Source organism: Roseburia sp. AF25-13LB, from assembly GCF_003478915.1.
GTDB lineage: Bacteria > Bacillota > Clostridia > Lachnospirales > Lachnospiraceae > Roseburia_C > Roseburia_C amylophila.
In genome coordinates, this window is record NZ_QUFO01000016.1 from 1 (window position 1) to 19,570 (window position 19,570).

The 19,570-nt window shown below is 38.2% G+C and carries 19 protein-coding genes and 4 pseudogenes; 5 read left to right on the forward strand and 18 right to left on the reverse strand.

The window, feature by feature from the left end; translation table 11 throughout:
* Nucleotides 1-57: 57 nt before the first annotated feature.
* The 3 genes from DWY37_RS15120 to DWY37_RS15895 all read right to left on the reverse strand — a co-directional run bounded on the left by DWY37_RS15120 (nucleotide 58) and on the right by DWY37_RS15895 (nucleotide 1,432).
* Nucleotides 58-486 (reverse strand): hypothetical protein, encoded by a 429-nt coding sequence (locus tag DWY37_RS15120; protein WP_055291182.1) that lies wholly within the window; start codon nucleotides 484-486, stop codon nucleotides 58-60.
* Between the two features lie 49 nt (nucleotides 487-535).
* Nucleotides 536-1,072: a VanZ family protein gene (locus DWY37_RS15125; protein WP_049946793.1), complete on the reverse strand. Its 537-nt coding sequence runs from the start codon at nucleotides 1,070-1,072 to the stop codon at nucleotides 536-538.
* Between the two features lie 198 nt (nucleotides 1,073-1,270).
* On the reverse strand, nucleotides 1,271-1,432 hold the full coding sequence (locus DWY37_RS15895) for a hypothetical protein (RefSeq protein ID WP_158564740.1): 162 nt from the start codon (nucleotides 1,430-1,432) through the stop codon (nucleotides 1,271-1,273).
* Between the two features lie 108 nt (nucleotides 1,433-1,540).
* Between DWY37_RS15895 and DWY37_RS15135 the strand changes: the two genes are divergently transcribed.
* From DWY37_RS15135 to DWY37_RS15145, 3 genes are all read left to right on the forward strand, one after another.
* Nucleotides 1,541-1,981 carry a S24 family peptidase gene (locus tag DWY37_RS15135; RefSeq protein ID WP_242997871.1) on the forward strand — a complete coding sequence of 147 codons (441 nt, stop codon included), beginning with the start codon at nucleotides 1,541-1,543 and terminating at the stop codon, nucleotides 1,979-1,981.
* A gap of 83 nt (nucleotides 1,982-2,064) precedes the next feature.
* Nucleotides 2,065-2,346, forward strand: a complete 282-nt coding sequence (locus DWY37_RS15140; protein ID WP_117699037.1) for a helix-turn-helix transcriptional regulator — start codon at nucleotides 2,065-2,067, stop codon at nucleotides 2,344-2,346.
* Complete coding sequence (locus DWY37_RS15145; RefSeq protein ID WP_117842343.1) at nucleotides 2,339-2,602, forward strand: hypothetical protein; 264 nt, start codon at nucleotides 2,339-2,341, stop codon at nucleotides 2,600-2,602. The genes DWY37_RS15140 and DWY37_RS15145 overlap by 8 nt, the downstream gene beginning before the upstream one ends.
* Before the next feature lie 103 nt (nucleotides 2,603-2,705).
* On the opposite strand, the gene DWY37_RS15150 is transcribed toward DWY37_RS15145, so the two are convergent.
* Nucleotides 2,706-4,124 carry a methyl-accepting chemotaxis protein gene (locus tag DWY37_RS15150; RefSeq protein ID WP_117842342.1) on the reverse strand — a complete coding sequence of 473 codons (1,419 nt, stop codon included), beginning with the start codon at nucleotides 4,122-4,124 and terminating at the stop codon, nucleotides 2,706-2,708.
* A 225-nt stretch (nucleotides 4,125-4,349) separates the two neighbouring features.
* Between DWY37_RS15150 and DWY37_RS15155 the strand changes: the two genes are divergently transcribed.
* Nucleotides 4,350-4,976 carry a transposase gene (locus tag DWY37_RS15155; RefSeq protein WP_158566002.1) on the forward strand — a complete coding sequence of 209 codons (627 nt, stop codon included), beginning with the start codon at nucleotides 4,350-4,352 and terminating at the stop codon, nucleotides 4,974-4,976.
* A gap of 144 nt (nucleotides 4,977-5,120) precedes the next feature.
* Here the strand turns inward: DWY37_RS15155 and ftsH are convergent, their stop codons facing one another.
* From ftsH to DWY37_RS15205, 10 genes and pseudogenes are all read right to left on the reverse strand, one after another.
* Nucleotides 5,121-6,935 carry an ATP-dependent zinc metalloprotease FtsH gene (ftsH, locus tag DWY37_RS15160; RefSeq protein ID WP_118542252.1) on the reverse strand — a complete coding sequence of 605 codons (1,815 nt, stop codon included), beginning with the start codon at nucleotides 6,933-6,935 and terminating at the stop codon, nucleotides 5,121-5,123.
* A gap of 50 nt (nucleotides 6,936-6,985) precedes the next feature.
* Nucleotides 6,986-7,594: pseudogene (locus DWY37_RS15165) on the reverse strand (linear amide C-N hydrolase); the annotation flags it as partial.
* A 277-nt stretch (nucleotides 7,595-7,871) separates the two neighbouring features.
* Nucleotides 7,872-7,955 (reverse strand): annotated as a pseudogene (locus tag DWY37_RS15170) (CDP-alcohol phosphatidyltransferase family protein); the annotation flags it as partial.
* Nucleotides 7,940-8,989 (reverse strand): FUSC family protein, encoded by a 1,050-nt coding sequence (locus tag DWY37_RS15175; RefSeq protein ID WP_118057504.1) that lies wholly within the window; start codon nucleotides 8,987-8,989, stop codon nucleotides 7,940-7,942. The gene DWY37_RS15175 and the pseudogene DWY37_RS15170, both read right to left, overlap by 16 nt.
* Before the next feature lie 33 nt (nucleotides 8,990-9,022).
* Nucleotides 9,023-10,066: a HAMP domain-containing sensor histidine kinase gene (locus DWY37_RS15180; protein WP_118542254.1), complete on the reverse strand. Its 1,044-nt coding sequence runs from the start codon at nucleotides 10,064-10,066 to the stop codon at nucleotides 9,023-9,025.
* Nucleotides 10,066-10,776: a response regulator transcription factor gene (locus DWY37_RS15185; protein WP_118173525.1), complete on the reverse strand. Its 711-nt coding sequence runs from the start codon at nucleotides 10,774-10,776 to the stop codon at nucleotides 10,066-10,068. Before DWY37_RS15185 ends, DWY37_RS15180 begins: the two co-directional genes overlap by 1 nt.
* A complete protein-coding gene (locus DWY37_RS15190) occupies nucleotides 10,755-12,188 on the reverse strand; it encodes a phospholipase D family protein (RefSeq protein WP_118542256.1) in 1,434 nt (477 codons plus the stop codon). The genes DWY37_RS15185 and DWY37_RS15190 overlap by 22 nt, the downstream gene beginning before the upstream one ends.
* A 196-nt stretch (nucleotides 12,189-12,384) precedes the next feature.
* Complete coding sequence (cls, locus tag DWY37_RS15195; RefSeq protein WP_118173527.1) at nucleotides 12,385-13,944, reverse strand: cardiolipin synthase; 1,560 nt, start codon at nucleotides 13,942-13,944, stop codon at nucleotides 12,385-12,387.
* Nucleotides 13,945-13,979: 35 nt separating this feature from the next.
* Nucleotides 13,980-14,660 (reverse strand): GTP pyrophosphokinase, encoded by a 681-nt coding sequence (locus DWY37_RS15200; protein ID WP_117699024.1) that lies wholly within the window; start codon nucleotides 14,658-14,660, stop codon nucleotides 13,980-13,982.
* 38 nt (nucleotides 14,661-14,698) lie between these two features.
* Nucleotides 14,699-15,022, reverse strand: a pseudogene (locus tag DWY37_RS15205) (linear amide C-N hydrolase); the annotation flags it as partial.
* A 447-nt stretch (nucleotides 15,023-15,469) separates the two neighbouring features.
* On the opposite strand from DWY37_RS15205, the pseudogene DWY37_RS16450 reads away from it, so the two are divergent.
* Nucleotides 15,470-15,703 (forward strand): annotated as a pseudogene (locus DWY37_RS16450) (cupin domain-containing protein); the annotation flags it as partial.
* A 388-nt stretch (nucleotides 15,704-16,091) separates the two neighbouring features.
* Here DWY37_RS16450 and DWY37_RS15220 read toward each other — a convergent pair.
* The 4 genes from DWY37_RS15220 to DWY37_RS16510 all read right to left on the reverse strand — a co-directional run bounded on the left by DWY37_RS15220 (nucleotide 16,092) and on the right by DWY37_RS16510 (nucleotide 19,511).
* Nucleotides 16,092-16,472 (reverse strand): cysteine hydrolase family protein, encoded by a 381-nt coding sequence (locus tag DWY37_RS15220; protein WP_118173528.1) that lies wholly within the window; start codon nucleotides 16,470-16,472, stop codon nucleotides 16,092-16,094.
* 136 nt (nucleotides 16,473-16,608) lie between these two features.
* Nucleotides 16,609-18,315 (reverse strand): methyl-accepting chemotaxis protein, encoded by a 1,707-nt coding sequence (locus DWY37_RS15225; protein ID WP_117699365.1) that lies wholly within the window; start codon nucleotides 18,313-18,315, stop codon nucleotides 16,609-16,611.
* Between the two features lie 420 nt (nucleotides 18,316-18,735).
* Entirely contained in the window at nucleotides 18,736-19,386 is a 651-nt protein-coding gene (locus DWY37_RS15230; protein WP_118544598.1) for a hypothetical protein, read from the reverse strand.
* 26 nt (nucleotides 19,387-19,412) lie between these two features.
* Entirely contained in the window at nucleotides 19,413-19,511 is a 99-nt protein-coding gene (locus DWY37_RS16510) for an HTH domain-containing protein (protein WP_442970142.1), read from the reverse strand.
* Nucleotides 19,512-19,570: the final 59 nt, after the last annotated feature.

A 19,570-nucleotide genomic window follows, 5' to 3' on the forward strand; every position in this document is an offset into this window, starting at 1 on the left:
AATTCCACCGGCTTGACTACACACCCTTAGCTGGGCGCACAACTGGAATTTGTCGCTTTAATACCCGTGGTCAACATGTTCCCAATTCCCACTGTCATTCCTAATTAGAATCCATTTCCAATCATCATATGTTGAATCCGGATTAAGCGAACCATCCCCGCCTGATGAGTCTACATCGAAAGATGATAATATTACGATTGCTTCATCCGCGTCATATTGTTCAGCCCATTCATCAAATTCATCGGCGTATGTATCTCCGGGATAGGACAGTTTTGTCAGTGTGCAGCCGTCAAATTCGTTGCCGAAATAGTCTTTTACTGTTTGGAAAGCCGCCTCAATATCACTGTCTGAATATATTTCCGATGGTTTCCAATCAGGAATTTGAACATTGTCAATATTCCCACCACTATTCTTTCCACTACAGCCGGCAAGAACAAAAATCATTATCAAAGCTGTCAGAAAACAGAATAAAGTTTTCCTATTCATTTTTCGATACCTCCTACGAATTCAAATTTTCATCCCTACAGACTGAAATTTATTTTTTCCTTGTGGTTATACGAAGTAACAAGCATCCTATCAAAAATCCAACGAGAGTCCCACAAGTATTCATAATCACATCATCTAACTGTGCAAACCTTCCAATAAATGTTTGCAAAAATTCTATACCAATCGAAAATACTGCTCCAAGTATAACGCCATTCCACCAATGCTTGTGGATATTCTTAAAAATAAATACTGGCAAAAATCCATATGGAATGAATAGACATATATTCAAAATAGTTGCCGCATTAAATCCATCCTCAAATAATTTAAAACTAATATAACTATCAAGTGGTGAGGATATTCCAAAACTACCACCAATAATTCCTGTAATTTTTAATATTGATACAACTATTAGAATCCATAAGAATTGACATAACCAATTTAAAATCTTAACTTCAATTTTCTTCTTCTGGATAAATTCAATACCCACTTCGATAATCATAACACCTGCAAAAATAATAAGTGCCATTGGAAATAATCTCACTAATATCCATATTCCAGTCCATATTTCCATTGTAATATAACTCACTATCATTCCTCCATAACTTCAAATTTGTACATATCTTTTTACACAGTATAGCATATACCTATCTCTATGCACATCAACAATTTAATCATCCTTATCCTCCTGTCGATCCAAATGCCCCGGTTCCACGTTCTTCCCATGATTCAAAGGTAAAATCTGGTATCAGAACCGGCATGATCACAATCTGCCCGACTTTGTCACCTATCTTATCATCTGCTGCGCCTGCCAGTTGTCTGCAAGATCCGGCACATAATGAAGCATATCCAGATCAATTCTCTTTCCGATCAGCACATCCATTTCCACACCGTCATCCAGATTGTTTGGATCAGCTACCCTGATGCCGATTGCCGGTATTCCATGCATGCCAGACAGTTTCTCGCCTTATGTGAAATTCTTGAAATATACGATATCTATACAGAGTTTGTTGGCCAGAGTCCTCTTAATCCATTCCGGAACCTGAATGAAAATGGAATGAACAAAGTGCTTGAATATATCAGCGATCTGGAAAGCACCGGCAACTATAAACCGGCAGAGATCATTCCTATCCATGTGATCAGGGAAAGAAAAGTATTTTACAATACCGTTTCCGCTGGTACCGGCTCTTTTCTTGATAGTGACGAATATGAGATATTCTCCTCTCCTGGCATTCCGGAGGCTGCCACATTTGGCGTATATGTAGATGGTGACAGTATGGAACCTAAATACCATAATAAGGATCTCATCTGGATTGAACAGACAGCATGCCTTGATGATGGCGAAATAGGTATCTTCTATCTTGATGGAAACGCATATGTGAAGAAATTTCAGAATAACAGACTCGGAACCTACCTCATATCACTGAATAAAAAATATGATCCGATTCCGGTTACAGAGAACAGTTCCTTCAAAATATTCGGCCGTGTTCTTTCATAAGTCCTTTTTTTGGAACACTTAAAACTGTAGGATTATTATAGCGGAACAGACCTGAACAATTCTGAATTTGGAGGTGCATATATATGAATACTGATATGGATATAGACATAAACACCATGACAGACACAATTACCTGCAGACTTGTTGAAGCGAGGGCAGATCTTGGCATTACCCAGAAAGAACTTGCATCAGCAACCGGCATCAGCCTGAAAACTATTGCCAATATCGAGTCAAAACAGCATATTCCTTCTCTGCTATACGCCATGAGAATTGCAGATTTTTTTCACAAACCGGTAACAAGCCTATTCTGCTATCATCTTGGTGTTCAGCAGACTCCCTCTAAAGGAGATGATCTGAATGAATAATAAAAAAATGTTAGATTTCCAGACAATCGCTGTTGATTTTGATGGCACTCTCTGCTACAGCAAATGGCCGGAGCTTGGTCAGCCAAACCAGGCACTGATCGAATATCTCCAGGAATGGAAACGCAATGGCAACAAACTCATTCTCTGGACCTGCCGCGCCGGTGAAGCTCTGTCGAATGCTGTCGAATGGTGCCGGGAACAGAATCTTGAATTTGATGCAGTTAATGACAATCTTCCGGAAAACACAAAGGCATAGAACCCGTAATGGGGCTATGCCTTTGTGCTTATTCTAGCATTCATTTTTAGTTAGTGCGGGTTATTTACCTAATACAGTTCTTCTCATAATAAAAATCTGTTAGTTAAACTTTTTCAAATTTTGCTACTTCATCCGATAAATCTTCCGAAAGGTTCTTATTTTCGTCCGCCTGCACTGTAATTGCTGAAATTGCTGTTACAAGTTGTGATATCTCTTGTGCTACGTTTGTAACACCTTTTGCAGATTCTTCAATCGCTATAGAAATGTTATTGATACCTTCATTCATATCATTCATTGTACCTAAGCTATCTTTTGACTTAACTGCAAACTCGTTAAATGTATTACTTGCCTGATCAGAATCAGCATCATAATTTCCAATAATTTTTACAAAGTTGTCATAATCAAGTGCTACCTTTTCATCTACAAAACGAATCATTTCCGTTGCATTTCCAGACAGATTGTTTACTGCCTCAATAACTTTTCCACTGATTTCCTGAATATTGTTTGCTGTCTCACGTGAACTATCTGCAAGCTGTCTGATTTCATCTGCAACGACGGCAAAGCCCCTGCCTGCTTCCCCTGCTCTTGCTGCTTCAATCGATGCATTAAGTGCTAGAAGATTTGTCTGTGCTGCGATATTTAAGATATTTTCTGTAAGTTTTGCAATTTCATTTACAGACTTAGATGCTTCTACTGCCTCCGCGACATCCTTTTGAATGCCATCAAATGTTTCTACTGTTTTTTCTTTTGATGCAATCGCTTCTTTATAGCTATTTTCTGCAGTAAGCTTCACTTCATGCATCTTCATTGCAGAGTTCTTAGCATCCTCATTCATGCCTTCCATTTTCTTTAGCAGATTATTACATCCTTGGGCTAAATCATATAGAGAAGCAGATACCTCTTCCATGGATGCTGCAAGTTCTTCCGATGTTGCACTCACATTGGATGCACTCATATTTGAAGATTCCGCCTCATTTTGTACAAGATAGGAAGATTCTTTCATATCTTTTGATACACTCTGAATCTTTACCATAAGATTTTGTAATGTTTCAATAAAATGGTTGACACCATTTGCAAGCTGACCAATTTCATCACTGGTTTCATCAAATACTCTTAACGTAAGATTACCCTGTCCTGATTCTATACCTAAAATGATATCATCCAAATCATTCTTTGCTCTTTTTGCTGGACGAACAATGGACTTATTAATAACAATCGAAAGAAGTACAATTACAATAATATCAGCTACCACAAGTGCAAGATCAAAAATGATGCTTCCATTTATTCTGTAGTTGATATGTCTGATGGCTTCTGCCACTTCTCCTTTTGCTGTTTCAAAAACCGCGGTATCATTATTTTCCACTGCTTCTTCATATTGTTCAAACTGTTCTATAAGCACATTATTCTTTCCTCGAATAGCTTGTAATGCCATTAAATTCAAGACTGTAATCAAAACTGCAAAAAAGCCTACAGACACTAACATTGTTACTAACTTTTTTCCCAAGTTCTTTCTCTTTTTCATGTTTATTTTTCTTCTTTCTGCGAAAGGCACCAATGCGTTATGTTTTGGAATTTTTTACCGTTATTCTACCCCACCCCACAAAATTTTGTCAATACTTTATTCTCTTGATAGAAAATTTTAATCTTTACTCTGATGAGGATGGCGTGAAACACATCCGTATCAAAGCCAGACCTAATAAATGGCATGAGAATGACTGCCCTTTCTGTCACAAATCATGTCCTGCTTATGACAAACATTCCAGCAGACCAACCACTTGGAGGGGGCTGGGAAACTGTAGGCCGCTGTGTCAATCGTGCTCTTCATGATTTAGAACCGGAGCGCTCAAGAAGACTTGATGGTCTGGTTAATATCGGCATTGACGAAACCAGTTACAAAAAGGGGCACAAGTACATTACAGTAATCGTTAATCACGATACCAACACAGTGGTATGGGCATCGGAAGGCCATGGCAAATCCGTTCTTGAAAAGTTTTATAAACAGCTTACTCCAGAGCAGCTATCCAGCATCAAGGTTGTTACAGGTGATGGTGCCAAATGGATCACAGAGTGTGTAAATGAATACACTCCTGACTGCGCCCGTTGTGTTGATTCCTTTCACGTAGTCGAGTGGGCTATGACAGCTCTCGATGAAGTCAGAAAAGATATCTGGCATGATGCCTACAGCGAATATAAGCAGATCAAAAAAGATAATCCATGTGGCAAGGGTCGTCCTAAAAAGGATGATCCTGAACTTGCTATTGTGAAAGCAGCTAAAGCTAAAGCAGATGAGATAAAAGGCTCTGCATACATGATAAAGGTTCTCTGTTTCCTTTTTGATACCAAATATCATATGCATTATATAATATCTTTCTAAACTCTTCCATGTTTCTATTATTGATAGTATTAAAATCTCCTATGAGAATATACTCTTCGTTAGAATGTTTCTGTAAAAATGAATACAATTCATTCCAAAATTGTTTATCATATTTGGGTGGAATTGGTTATCTAATTAACTACATTATTTTCTGTCTAAAATATCCATAAATTCGTCACCTGTAATTGTTTCCTTCTCATACAGGTACATAGCCAGTTCGTCCAGTTTTTCCCTGTTTTCAGCAAGGATTTTTCTTGCTTTTTCATGCTCTGCTTTTACGAGCTGCACGACTTTTTCATCAATTTCCTTCTGTGTATCTGCAGAACAGGAAAGAGACGTATCGCCGCCAAGATACTGGTTGGTCACGTTTTCCATTGCCACCATGTCGAATTCATCTGTCATGCCGTAGCGGGTGATCATCGCTCTTGCAATTTTTGTTGCCTGTTCGATATCATTGGAGGCTCCGGTCGTGATCTCACCAAATACGATCTCCTCTGCCGCACGTCCGCCTGTAAATGTAGCAATCTTATTCTCAAGTTCTTTTTTCGTCATCAGATATTTATCACCCTGCTCAACCTGCATAGTGTAGCCGAGTGCACCTGAGGTACGCGGGATGATCGTAATCTTCTGAACCGGTGCTGAATGACTCTGCAATGCAGCTACCAGAGCGTGTCCTATCTCATGATATGCAACAACCTTCTTCTCCTGATCTGAAAGAACCGCATTCTTCTTCTGATATCCTGCAATAACCACTTCTATACTTTCTTCGAGATCAGATTCATTTACAACGGTCCTTCCACTACGGACAGCACGTAATGCTGCTTCATTTATAATATTGGCAAGCTCCGCACCGGATGCACCGGATGCCATTCGTGCAATCGTATGCAGGTCAACATCATCAGATGCTTTTATCTTCTTTGCATGAACCTTTAAAATTGCTTCACGGCCTGCAAGATCCGGCAGTTCAACCGGCACACGCCTGTCAAAACGTCCCGGACGTGTAAGTGCCGGATCTAACGACTCCGGACGGTTCGTTGCAGCAAGAATGATGACACCATTATTTCCTTCAAATCCGTCCATCTCTGTAAGAAGCTGGTTTAAGGTCTGCTCCCTCTCATCATTTCCGCCCATTTGTCCGTCACGCTTTTTACCAATGGCATCAATTTCATCAATAAACACGATACATGGTGCCTTTTCCTTTGCCTGTCCGAAAAGATCTCGAACTTTGGAAGCTCCCATACCGACAAACATCTCAACAAATTCTGATCCGGACATTGAGAAAAATGGTACATTTGATTCACCTGCAACTGCTTTTGCAAGCATTGTTTTGCCGGTTCCCGGAGGTCCTACAAGAAGGACACCTTTTGGCATAGACGCACCTACATCGGTATACTTCTTCGGATTGTGAAGATAATCAACGATCTCTGAAAGGTTTTCTTTCGCCTCATCTTCTCCTGCAACATCTGAAAAACGGATTCCCTCACTGGATTGCACATAAATCTTCGCATTGCTTTTTCCCATTCCAAAAGCCATCGAATTTTTTCCTCCGGCATGCTCCATCAGTTTCTTCGCCATATAATTTCCCAGTGCGATAAAAAGGATCAATGGCAAAAACCCGGTCAGCAGGAAGCTGATGATCGGTGACATCTGCTTATCGATATCTTTTGCGAATACTGCTCCACATTCATATAGCCTGTCCGTCAGGTTCGGATCGTTCATCAGACCTGTTTTATAAATATTTTTTTGATCTTTATCTGTAAAGATGATCTGATTGTCCTTAACTTCTACTTCACCGATATTCTTCTTCTCGATCATGCTCATAAAAGTTCCATAATCCGTTTCCTTTACCTGATGCTCCATAAGGATTGGTGTGACAACCAGATTAAATACGATCAGCACTATTAACACAATCCCATAATAATATGCCAGTGGTTTTTTCGGTGTTTTAACTTCTTTCATGGTCTTTCCTCCTGTTGTTCTGCGTTATACTTTCTCCGTGCATTTTCGTATTATTTATTCTGCCATCTGACTTCGCCCTTGGACAGAAGCGGATAACAGATCAGCTGATCTGAATCCAGATTTTCGGCATGCATGTCAACCGCTGTGATCTGATGATTATCATAAGTCGTATAATAATAAATACCCTTTGCTGTATTACAACAGGACGTGTATATCGTGATCTCATATTTGCCTTCTGTCACCTCACAGCATCCACGTTGCTGATCTACGGATCCTAAGATATGGAAGAACTGGCTTACACTCTCATCCTCTTCTTCAGCGGAGATCGAATTTAATTTTGTAAAGGCAACTTTCACAAATCTTGACTGGCTGGAAAGATCTCCAGGTATTCCCATTCCACCCATTCCTCTGCTATATGCATCAAGCTGTAATACTTCTGCAAAAGTACTCTCCGGCTGTTTTCTGGATACACCGGCATAATTATTCAGTGCAAACATCTGACCCGGGAATGGTGGATTATTGGTAAGCACTCCTACCGGATTATCATATACATGCAGCCCATCCTTCATAGACTCAACAACAATACAGGAGTCTTTGTCTGCAATGATCCAGTGAAGCTGTGCTGTCGGCAGCTGTTCGCTGAATGCTGTGCCTGTCAGGTACAATCGAAAATATCCTATCCACCTCCGTTCAAAGAGAAATAGGGATTTCATGTATCGGGTTGCATAAATCTCGTTACCATTATACTGCATTATAAGGCAGATAAGCAATCTGTCTTTTTGTCATAAAAAACCTTATCTAAATGACATTGAATGATTTATTTTCTATCTAAAATTTTATTAAACCGACTAAAGACTCCATAGTTTGTGTGTTTGACTTACTGTTTATATCTATCTTCTCCTAAATATTTTTCTAGTCATTGCAATATAAAATTGCTTATACAGTCTCTCCCTTAAGAGTCCTGGTATTCTGGATAATATACAGAGCGACCAATATGACCATCATTATAGCGCACTTTCCTTTTTTTTAGACATAAACCAATAAAATATAACACAAAATGCTAAAGCAAACACAACACCAAAAACATTTTGAATCACTCTAAGACTAACCGCTCCTTTTAATCCATAACTTTCCGCAGCAATTGCGAGAGCGCCAAAGGTATTAAATACAGCCTGCCAGCCATATTGCGCTGAAAATCCTACACCAATTCCACCAAGAATTCCTATATATGCATAAATTGACGAAGGAAGCAGAAAATATAATACGGTGAAGCATATAACACCTACAATATTTCCGACAATCCTTTTACGGACTCTGTATTGCATGTCTTCCACAAACGGCAAAATTGCTGACATAGCCGCAATACCAGCCCACATTGCACGTGGCATATTACAAAGTTCTGCAATACAAAGGACAATCGGTACGCATAAAATCTGACATATCTGCCATTTTGTTCTGGAAGAAGTGATATCAAATTCTTGTATCAGATCTTTCAGATTTCTTTTATAAGTTCTGTTTTTATGATTTCGATAAAATACGAAGCAGGTAAGTGCTGCACCTAAAGCCATTCCGACTAATCGCATCTGATAGCTTTTTCCCGTAACATCATAACCATATAGTAGCAGATACCCAAGAACCAATGTAGATTGATTAAACATGAATGGATTATGGCATCCGAACAGAATCAACACAGCCAGTGCCGCAATATTTAACAGCATTCCCAATACCGGTGAAAACTGATTTGCTAAATGCGGACATACAGTCATAATTACAAAGAACAAAGCCAAAAGCATCGTAGATTGTCCGGTGTGGATCCCCAGATCCGCATTCCGAAATACCATAAGGCATAATAAGACTACTACACCTACAATGCTATTCTCATTTCCAAATAGGATGCTGAAAATAGTAACAAATAAAAAACAAAATGCCATTGTAACAGCTATCTTCACCAGATATACCCACATATGATATAATTTTTCTTTTCGTGTTTCACTCTTTTTCAACAGGTTTTTAGAACCTGCCTGATTTAACTGCAACTCCTGATAAAATGTCATATAAATCCTCCCATCTTCTAATTTATCTTAAAACTATATAATCTCATCTTTCTGCTTTGGCAGCTCTATAACAAATCTGCATCCACCATATTCACGGTTTTCTGCTTTGATTGTTCCTCCGGCACTATCTACGATCCGTTTCACAAGTGCAAGGCCGAGACCATTTCCTTCTGCTTTGTGAGAACCGTCTGCCTGATAAAATTTATCAAATATTCTGGTTTTCACATCATCCTCTATTCCCGGTCCTTCATCTTCCAGAATAAACATTACAGAATCCTTTTCCTGCTTCAGAAACATCATAATTGTCCCCTTTGCAGGACTGAACTTAATCGCATTATCTAAAAGATTCATCCAGATATGCATAAAAAGTCCTTCATTCCCAGTATATTTAACTTCCTCCAATTCTACCTGAAAACCAATTTCTTTTTCTGTCCATTTTGTTTCCAATGAAAGAAATGCCTGGCGGATCTGTTCATCCAGACGATATTCTGTTTTTTTCATTGGTATATTCTGATTCTCTAACTTGGATAACAGCAAAATATTACCAACCAATCCGGAAAGTCTTTGGGTGTTAAATAAGATTTTTTCTACATATTCCTCTTGATCCGGAGACAGTTCTTCTCCCTGAAGCAGCATTGTATATCCTTCAATGGCATTAATCGGGGTCTTAAACTCATGAGAAACATTAGATACAAAATCCATCTGCAGCACCTCTGTTGCACGAAGTTCTTTTGTCATAACGTTAAAACTTTGATAAGATTCTCCAACTTCTGCTATACGGCTGTTCGTTTCCAAATGCTGTTCAAAATCTCCCCGAGAAACTTCCTTCATTGCTTTACTAAGTCTGGTAATTGGTTCCAGTAACTTTGCATTGATAAAAGAAGTGATCAGCCCTGCAATCAATGTATTGAAAATCAAAAGCCAGCCAAGCACAGGTATGCTGCCCGGCAGATTAAAAAAATGATTCAAAAAAGCAAATAATAAAGCAGATATGACTGTTGAAAATACAAGTGCCAGCCAGATTGCACCAGTCAGACAGGATCGGATCCGCAATCCTTTTTCTTTCTTTTGTTCCATTATTTTTTCACCACCTTGTATCCAATTCCACGCATTGTTACGATTTCAAAATCAGGGTTATCTTTAAAACGCTCTCTGATTCTTCCTATATGTACCTCTATCGTATGTGGGTCTGCCTCCGTCTCGTATCCCCATACTTCATCCATCAACTGTTGTTTTGTAAATGTTCTGCCTGGCGAAGCTGCAAGCTTATATAAAAGCAGGAATTCTTTTTTAGGCAAAACAAGACTTTCCTTATCAGTTGTAACCGTCATTGCATCATAATCAAACTCTGTTGAACCGATCACAATTTTGTGTTCATTCAGTATCTGTGCACGGCGAAGCAGTGCTCCGACTCTTAAAACCATTTCATTCACATTTACCGGTTTTACCATATAATCGTCACTTCCCGAAAGAAATCCCTGGCGCATATCATCAAAGGAACCTTTCGCAGTGATCATAAGTACCGGTATCTGATATCCTGCTGAACGAAGTTCTGACACCAGTTCATAACCATCCATAACCGGCATCATAATATCAGAAATGATCAGATCAACATATTCCTTATCCAATATTTCTAATGCCTGTGCTCCATCCGATGCACTTTTGACTTGATATCCATTCTTCTCAAGCACTTTTTGGAATAGCTGGCTTAATTCTTTATCATCTTCTACAATCAATATTTGAAACACGTTTTCCTTCCTCCTTATTAAAACAGATACCTTGCCCATCCAAGCAGATGCTGTACTAAAAATATTTTTCTCTGACGTTTCTTTGTTAATTCGATTGGCTCTACATGATATGGATCATTATAAGTTCCGCCTTCTAATATCTGACGGGACACTTTTTCATATTCCATCATGCCCTCTTCCAACTGTTTATTAATCTCTTTGCTACGTATTACAAGCATCAGTTCCGTATCCAGATATGTACTTCTCATGTCCATATTAAAGGAACCGATTACAGACAGATCATCGTCAATCAGAATACTTTTTCCGTGGTATGAATAGCCGCCTTCATACTCCCAGATATCAATTCCTGTATTTAAAATTCTGTTTCTGTTTCTCGCATAATCAGCAGCCCCAAATGGATTCCCATTATTCGCAACTGAATTTGTCATGATAGAAAAATCTGAAACGTTCTCTGCAATCTCCTCCCATGTATTATACATCATATCATTGCAGATAATATATGGAGTGTGGATCTTCACACGATTTTTTGCATTTTTCATCAATTCTCCCAACTGATACCACACTACTGGTTCTTTGGAACCTGTGTGAATAGGATTTGACACTAATGTAATCTTTTCTGTCTCAAAAGTTTCGTCCGTGTAATCGGTATCGCAGATTCTTTCCTTATTCTCTTCAAAATATTTCTGATAGCCGTTCTGCAGCTCTAAAACTGCGTTCTTTACAGATTTTCTATTTGCCAGTTTTTTATTGTTATGAAAATAACCACTGTCTTCCTGATTCCATATGGTTTCAAAATACTCTGACAACTGGTTAACTGAATTTTCTTTCTCAGGTTCATCGCAAACCACTAACACATCTCTGTCATAGTTCTTATGTCCCGGAAAATCACCCAGGAAATAATTGTATGTATTTCTTCCCCCAAGAATATATCTCTTTCCATCTGCAATCAAATATTTATCATGCATTCTACCCATCATTTTCCACGGTTTCAACGGATTGGCCTTATTATACAGTTTAATTTCAACATTCTCATGGGAAGATAATCCATAGAAATACGGATTTCCTTCCATATCAATCCAGCTCTCCATTCCATCTACTAACAGACGAATATGTACACCTCTGTCTGCCGCATCATGCAGTGCTCCTAAAATCAATTTTCCACTTTCATCGGATTGAAATGCAAAAGTAGAAAGAATAATTTCCTTTTTTGCATTCTTGATCAAACGCACTCTTTGTAAAAGCGCTTCTGGATTCTTTTCTATGATTACTGCCCGTTCTGTATTTTCACTGCATTCGTTCCATGACCCATTTTTTGTTTCTTTTTTGGTTGTATTGGACACTTCCGGCTGCTTTTTATATGCAACACAGATTCCGAGCAATTCATAAAAAGCCACACTTAAAAAAATTGCCAGTATAACAAGAAGGATTTTACATATTTTATGCTTTTTCATTGTACATCACCTGATTCCTTTTTTTCATACTTATACAATACAAAGTCAATCTCAATTTAACCTCAACAAGGTTTGTTTTTTTCATCCATGCAAAATCTTCTTTGTACAACAGACTGTTAGATATAACAAAAACGACCTTTCAAAAACAGTTAACTTCTAAATCAACTGTTTTTTGAAAGGTCGTTTCATCAGATTCTTATAGCAATCCAGCAAATAATCTCATAAATAATTGTCCCAGTCGCAAATATGCACTTCGTCCGGTTTGATATTGGTCTGTCACATCACGACATTCTCCCATCGTTCTTATCAGATCATTTTTTATTTCCACAACTGCCTGACAATCTACCATAAAACAGCCGTTTTCAAAATGGTGATATAAACTTCGATAATCCAGATTAATTGTTCCACAAGTTGCCATACAGTCATCTGCCACACTCATTTTTGCATGACAGAAACCAGGAGTCCACTCATAAACACGAACACCATGTTTAACTAATCCATGATAAAAAGAACGAGTTATATTATAAATGAATTTTTTATCAGGGATACCAGGTGTGATAATTCTTACGTCTACCCCTCGCTTAGCAGCCAGACATAACGCATGCGTCATTTCATCTGTTATGATTAGATATGGAGTCATAAACCAACAATATTTTTCAGCTTTATTTATCATACTGATATAAACTTCTTCTCCTACTTGCTCATTATCCATAGGGCTGTCTGCATAAGGTTGAACAAACCCAGTTTGCTGTGCCGCATAATCATATTGGAAAAGGTATTTACTAAAATCAGAATCATTAGCATCCTTATCACTTACTGCATTCCACATTTCCAAAAATGTCACCGTAAGCGACTGAACAGCATCTCCTTCTAAACGAATACCTGTATCTTTCCACTGTCCATACGGGTGTGTGTAATTAAAATATTCGTTTGCTAGATTATATCCACCTGTAAATCCGACTTTTCCATCAATAACTGTTATTTTTCTATGATCACGATTGTTCAAAAACAGATTTAAACCTGGCATAAACGGATTGAATACACGGCAATGAATTCCTATTGCCTCCATTTTTTTCACAAAATCTGTGTTAATAAAGCCTATAGAACCCATATCATCGTAGAATACTCTAACTTCCACACCTGCTTTTACTCGCTCTTCCAGAACATCTTGAATCTTATGCCATGCTTCAGCGTCTTCTATCGCATGATATTCCATAAAGATAAACTTCTGTGCTTTCTCCAAATCCTTAAGCTGTGCCTCTAATCCTTTCACTGCTTCATCAAAATACACAATATCCGTATTCTGATAGATTGGATACTGCGAATTTCTTTGTATGTAACTTGCTATATTTCCTGCTTTCGGAATTGTTTCTTTTATTCTGCTCAAACACTCCTGACTGTCCGGAAGCATTGGTAACAATTTGCTATCAATTTCTGCATATCGCTCACGCATTTTATGTGTGCCACCATTCAAACCAATCAACAAATACAGGCCTACACCCATAACTGGGAAAATTAGAATTAAGATGACCCAAGGCATTTTCATAGAGGATGTCTTATTTGATGCGTACAATCCCAAAACCAAGATCCCACTCAAAATCCTTGTAAATAAATTTATGATTTCTGCATATTCATTCAAGCGTGTTACGATAGTAATAATAAAAATCACTTCCAGAAGAATGCAGATTATGGAAAAACACAGCCGTTTTACCCCATTTTTTGTTTTTGCTTTGCCCTCTAAAGTATCTTGTTTCATATATATTCCTCCTTCCTACTTGCTCAGTTTTCTCCCTAAATTTCGTGGAACATACCAATTTTGTCTTTTATTCTCTGCATTTCATTATCTGCTTCAATGATAGCTCTTGCAGAATGAAGTAATTCTTCACTTATCTCATCATAGCCAGGCATTTCTTCAATTCCTTTTTTATAGCGAAGTTGATGTTCCAATGTTGCCCAGAAATCCATACCATTGGTTCGAATCTGTAATTCTACACGCATAGGTGTTTTACCCTTAGCAAAAAATACTGGTATTTCAACAATCATATGATAGCTTCGATAACCATTCGATTTTGGATTTTTTATATAATCTTTTATTTCAATAACTTTAATATCATCCTGTTGGGTAATCAAATCTGATATCATATAAATATCGTCAATAAACGCACAAACTATTCGAACGCCTGCTACATCATTGAGATATGTCTGTATATTTTCTGTTGTAAATTCATATCCCATCTTCTGCAGTTTATCGTAAATACTATTGGGCTTCTTAATTCTTGTTTTTATAAAAGAAATAGGATTTCGATTGTTCTCAACTGAAAATTCATCATCCAAAACCTCAAGTTTAGTTTGTATCTCCCGAATAGCACAACGATACATCATCATTAAATTATAAAATTTTGTAGCATTATTTAAAAACTGTAGTGATTCCGGACTGGCCATCCTAAGTTTTTTTACTTCATCTTTTGTCATGGAACTTTCCTTTCTACCTCATCCCTGATTTCAAAACATTATTTATTTTGATAGTTGATTCTTTCTCCTTGAATTACTGGATAACAAATCATTTTATCACTATCCAGATTTTCTACATGCATATCTACTGCACTGATCTGATGGTTTTCATAAGTATTATAATAATAAATACCTTTTGTAACATTACAACACGACGTATACAATGTGATTTCATATTTTCCATCCGCTACTTCGCAACATCCTCTTTGCTGATCCACAGATCCGAGAATGTGGAAGAATTGGCTAACGCTTTCTTCCTCTGATTCACCTGAAATTGCATTTACCTTTGTAAAAGCTACACGTACAAAGCGTGAGGAAGAATTGCTCGCTGACATGAGCCATTCCAATAATTGCATAATGATTTTTCATATCGCCAACATGGAGAAAATTAAACGCATAATTACTATCTGATCACCATAAGAGCATTCATAATCAAGGGTTCGTCCAAAGTAAAAATCTTTTGTTTTATAAGTTGCTGCTGTACACATGATCGTTTATCCTCCTAAATAGATTGAAATATGTCAATGAGTTTTTTTCTTGAACAATAGTATAGCACAATTCTTTTATTTTGTTCCAACTTCATACATGATTATAACATGTAAACTTTAAACTATTTTCCTAGATTATTTCTCCATCAGTTTTTCAAACCAGGTATCCATAGCTAGGATGAATTGACCTACGTCTGGCAATTCTTGCAGCATTTCGTTTAGGGTTTTGTGCTTCACATATTTCTGCACATACACCCAACAGGCAACTCTACTGGCTTCTGATTTGTTCATTCTCATAAAGAAAATGAAGAAATCTATGGAAATCTTTCAGGTAACGGCAAAGCCATAATTGATGGAGAAGAAATCATCCTTTCAACCGGAGACTGGCTAAAAATCGCACCTGCTGCAAAGCGCCAGTTTTTTGCATCCGATATTTCCAGAATTACTTATATCTGTATTCAGGTAAAAGAAAATTCTCTGGAACATTTTACAGCAGAGGATGCCGTAATTAGCTAATTAAAAGTATTTATTTACAAAATGCACAGTTCACGATAAGTTAAGAACTGTGCATTTCTTTTTTGTTCAATATTACGTTTTCTCAATTTTTCAAACAAGAAGTTAGGGCTTTAACTTTTTCCAAATAATCAGCTTTAGGATAATACATACGACCACCACAACAGCCACCATAGCACCATGCAACAGTAGCGCTGTGTAGCACGGTGCAGACTGTATGACATATAAATTTGGATAAGTTTTAAAGTGCCAGAACTTATAAATTCCGGTCCCAAGGAAAACTCCTATGGATGAACCAATAACGATGTTTAAAAAACAATTCAACTTTCTCAGCATGGCAGTGCACCCCTTTCCAAATTCCGATTTTTCAATTCTGTCAACAAAAATTGTTCTATACAAATTCTGCACCTGCTTCATGTAACTTTTTAAAGTACTTATTTTTGTTTTTCTTATACATTGTTCCGATTGCAGCTTCATTCACGATTACTTTATATCCATTTTTTATAGCACCTAATGCTGTCAGTGCAACGCAAGCCCCACCATCTACACCCACAACTTCAACATATTCAATATTGTGTTTTTTCAGCAATATATCAAGTCCAGAATTAGTAAATGCATTACCTTTATATTTTATGAATATATTATCAGATACTATATGCAATTCTTTAGCAAAATCAATATCTTCTGTTCCTTCATATGCATGAAATGGTGCAAACTTATTTATCAGATTCTTCTTCATTACATTTTTTATATAACCTCCTATATCTACCATTACAATTCTAATAGATAATACGGAAATGAAAATTTCAGTTATAATGAAAGTTTTATGTTATAAAAAATACCGATCTTAATTCTCCACTATTTACGAATTATTAAGACCGGTATTTATTTCATTTTTTAATTAGCAATTAATCCCGACGTAGTGTAAACTTTCCTACCAGATCGTTTAATGTATATGCCTGTGCGGATAATTCCTCACTGGTAGCAGACGATTCCTCTGCTCCCGCAGAGTTCGACTGCACTACTTCCGATATCTGATTCACACCAAGTTCTGCCTGTTGCATCGCCTGTGCCTGCGCAGCAGACTCTTCACTCAATCGTTTTGCATCTGTCGCAATCTCCTTGACTCCCGTAACGATCTGCTCCAGAGATTCCGCTGCTACCTCCACTGCCTGGTTGCCATTCTCGATCTCCTGCAGCGATCCCTCGATCAGGCTTCTGGTATCTACTGCCGACTGTGCACTCTGTTCGGCCAGTTTACGAATCTGTTCTGCCACCACTGCAAATCCCCGTCCGGCTTCTCCTGCTCTGGCCGCCTCAATTGCCGCATTCAGAGACAACAGGTTCGTCTGACTCGCAATATCTTCAATGTCAGCAATAATATTCTGTATCTTTTTAGATGTTTCATTGATTCGCTCCATTTCCTCCATCAATGACCTCATCTGCGTATGCCCTGCATCCGCCTGCTGTGCATAATTCTCAGCCTTTTCCGTCGTCCTCTGCAGTTCGCCGGCTGTACGTGACACGGCATCTGTGATATTCGTAATGGTTGCCGTCAGTTCTTCCACAGATCCTGCCTGCTCTGTTGCTCCTTCTGCCAACGCCTGGGCAGATTGTGCAAGATTCTCCGATCCGGCAGATACCTGCTTAGCGGCCTCTTCTACCTGCTGTAAGGTACTGTTCATCTGTCGGTTCATCTTACGCATGGCATCTTTCAGTGCCACAAACTGTCCTACATATTTCTCTTCGATCTTAGTACCGATGGCATAATTACCCTCCGCCATCTGTCCCAACAATTCTCCTGCATCCGTAATGATCAGATTCAGGTCAGCAGCCATGCCTTTTGCGACCTGTATCATATAGGATATCTCATCTTCCGTGTTTCTGTCCGGGAATGCACTATTCAGATCTCCCTGTGCAAAAGTCTGAAGTCGATCTGCCAGCGCTATCATCGGTTCTTCGATATTTCCTGCCATTTTCTTGCCTAATACCACAGAACTCCAGAAAGAGGTCACTACGATAACCAGAATCGCGATCAGCATAAAACGCTCCATATGACGCAAATCTACCTCCGCCTGATCTCCTTTTTCGACGCACAGATTCATCAAGTCTACAAACTCCGCGTATATCCGTTCGTACTGTGCGGTCAGCTCTCCGATATCCAGATCCTGCGCCTTCAGATATCCGTCCTCGTCATCGGAAGTAGCCAGTTCCAATACCTGTGCATCCAATTCCCAGTACCCGTCCAGTTCCTGCAATATTTTATTATAGGCATCCCTGCCTTCGGTGAATTTGATTGAGCGGTTCAATTCATCTATGTAAGCCTCAAACGCTTCCTTTTTCTGGTCATGCAGTTCGATCTGCTTGTCTATCACTGCTTTGTCATCATAGCCTACTACTGCACGTAATGCGCTCCGGCTCTCCGAAAATGCCGCGACCGCTTTACCGATATCTCCCTGTGTAAATCCGTATCGGCTCAATGCCTTTTCATACTGTATCGCTGCGATCAGTAGTACTACGATTCCAATAACTGCCGCAATCGCACCGATTATTGCTACTTTCACAAATCCTTTCGTCAGTTGCTTTTTAATACCTTGTTGCTTTTGTGTGGCCATATAAAGCTCCCCCTAGTTTATCCGTTAAATAAGCTGCCGTGATTGACATCTTTATACAATAGTAGCACATCCCCTTTCATTATTCAACTGTACGAAATGGGTTGACCATTATTTACTCCGCATTACACGTACTCTCTTCTATGTTATAAAATCAAGCATCTTCTGCATATACACCATCTCCATAATATAAAAAAGAGGAGTCCCCGCAGGTTCTCCCCCGGTCGCAGGCCTCACAGGTTTCTGCAACGCGATCACTGTATTTGCAGTTTATTCCGCAATGGGAATAGGTTTTCGGTCTCCATCCCGACCACTGGAACAGGTTTAAGGTCTCTGTTCCGACCTTATATACATCTTTTATATTTTAATTATGCAAGATAACTTTAGAATCTGCAACAAGTTGTTGCTAAATTAACTGCTTATTTATGAACTCAATTCCGTTACCAGTGAAGAATATCTTTTTGTCCGGTTCTTTATATCCTCCTCACTGACACCATAATAACAATATAAATCTCTAGCTATTTTCTTAAACCTTTTTATGACCGACTTATTTCCAGAGTAAGATATTCCAAATATATTCCAGGTATAATCTACCTCTATTTCCATTAAATCCTCACCAATTTTTATTTCATATAAATGAAAATCCATGGGAATTACATTATCAGGCATTTGGTCAATCAATTTATTTCTAATTTCCATTTCATTCAAAAAATTTTTAACAGATTCTTCATTATGAAAATCTGGTTTTGGAATATCCTTCCTTTGGCCCAAAAGTTCTGGTTTATGCTGTATAATCAAACTAGCTTTTAGATTTTTCTGTCGTTCTATCAAATTTGTTGCGGCAGGATTGATTTCCACTAAATCATAATGATCCTTTGCGTATTGCACCACTTCCGCAAGGGTATGCGGGTTGGCCGCTATTCTCTTTTCTATCCTTTTTCGTCTGGATTGATAGATAGCATTTCGGATTCTAATCTTTAGAGATTGCTTTTGAGCTTCTCCAAATATAAAAACACTTGTGGGACCATCTTCACCATTTATTATGGAAACTTGATTGATACTTTTATTTTTCATAAGTGCCCTCTACTCACAAATCCCGATTATATCGGTGATTCACAATCTTTTAGCCAAAATCGCAGTTCCATAACCGTCACAGCAATTTTATACTTCATATTATTCATATAACTAGATATTTTCATATTTTTACCTCTTTCAATTATTCAAATATCCCTGATCCAGTTCTTCTTTCGACCAGACT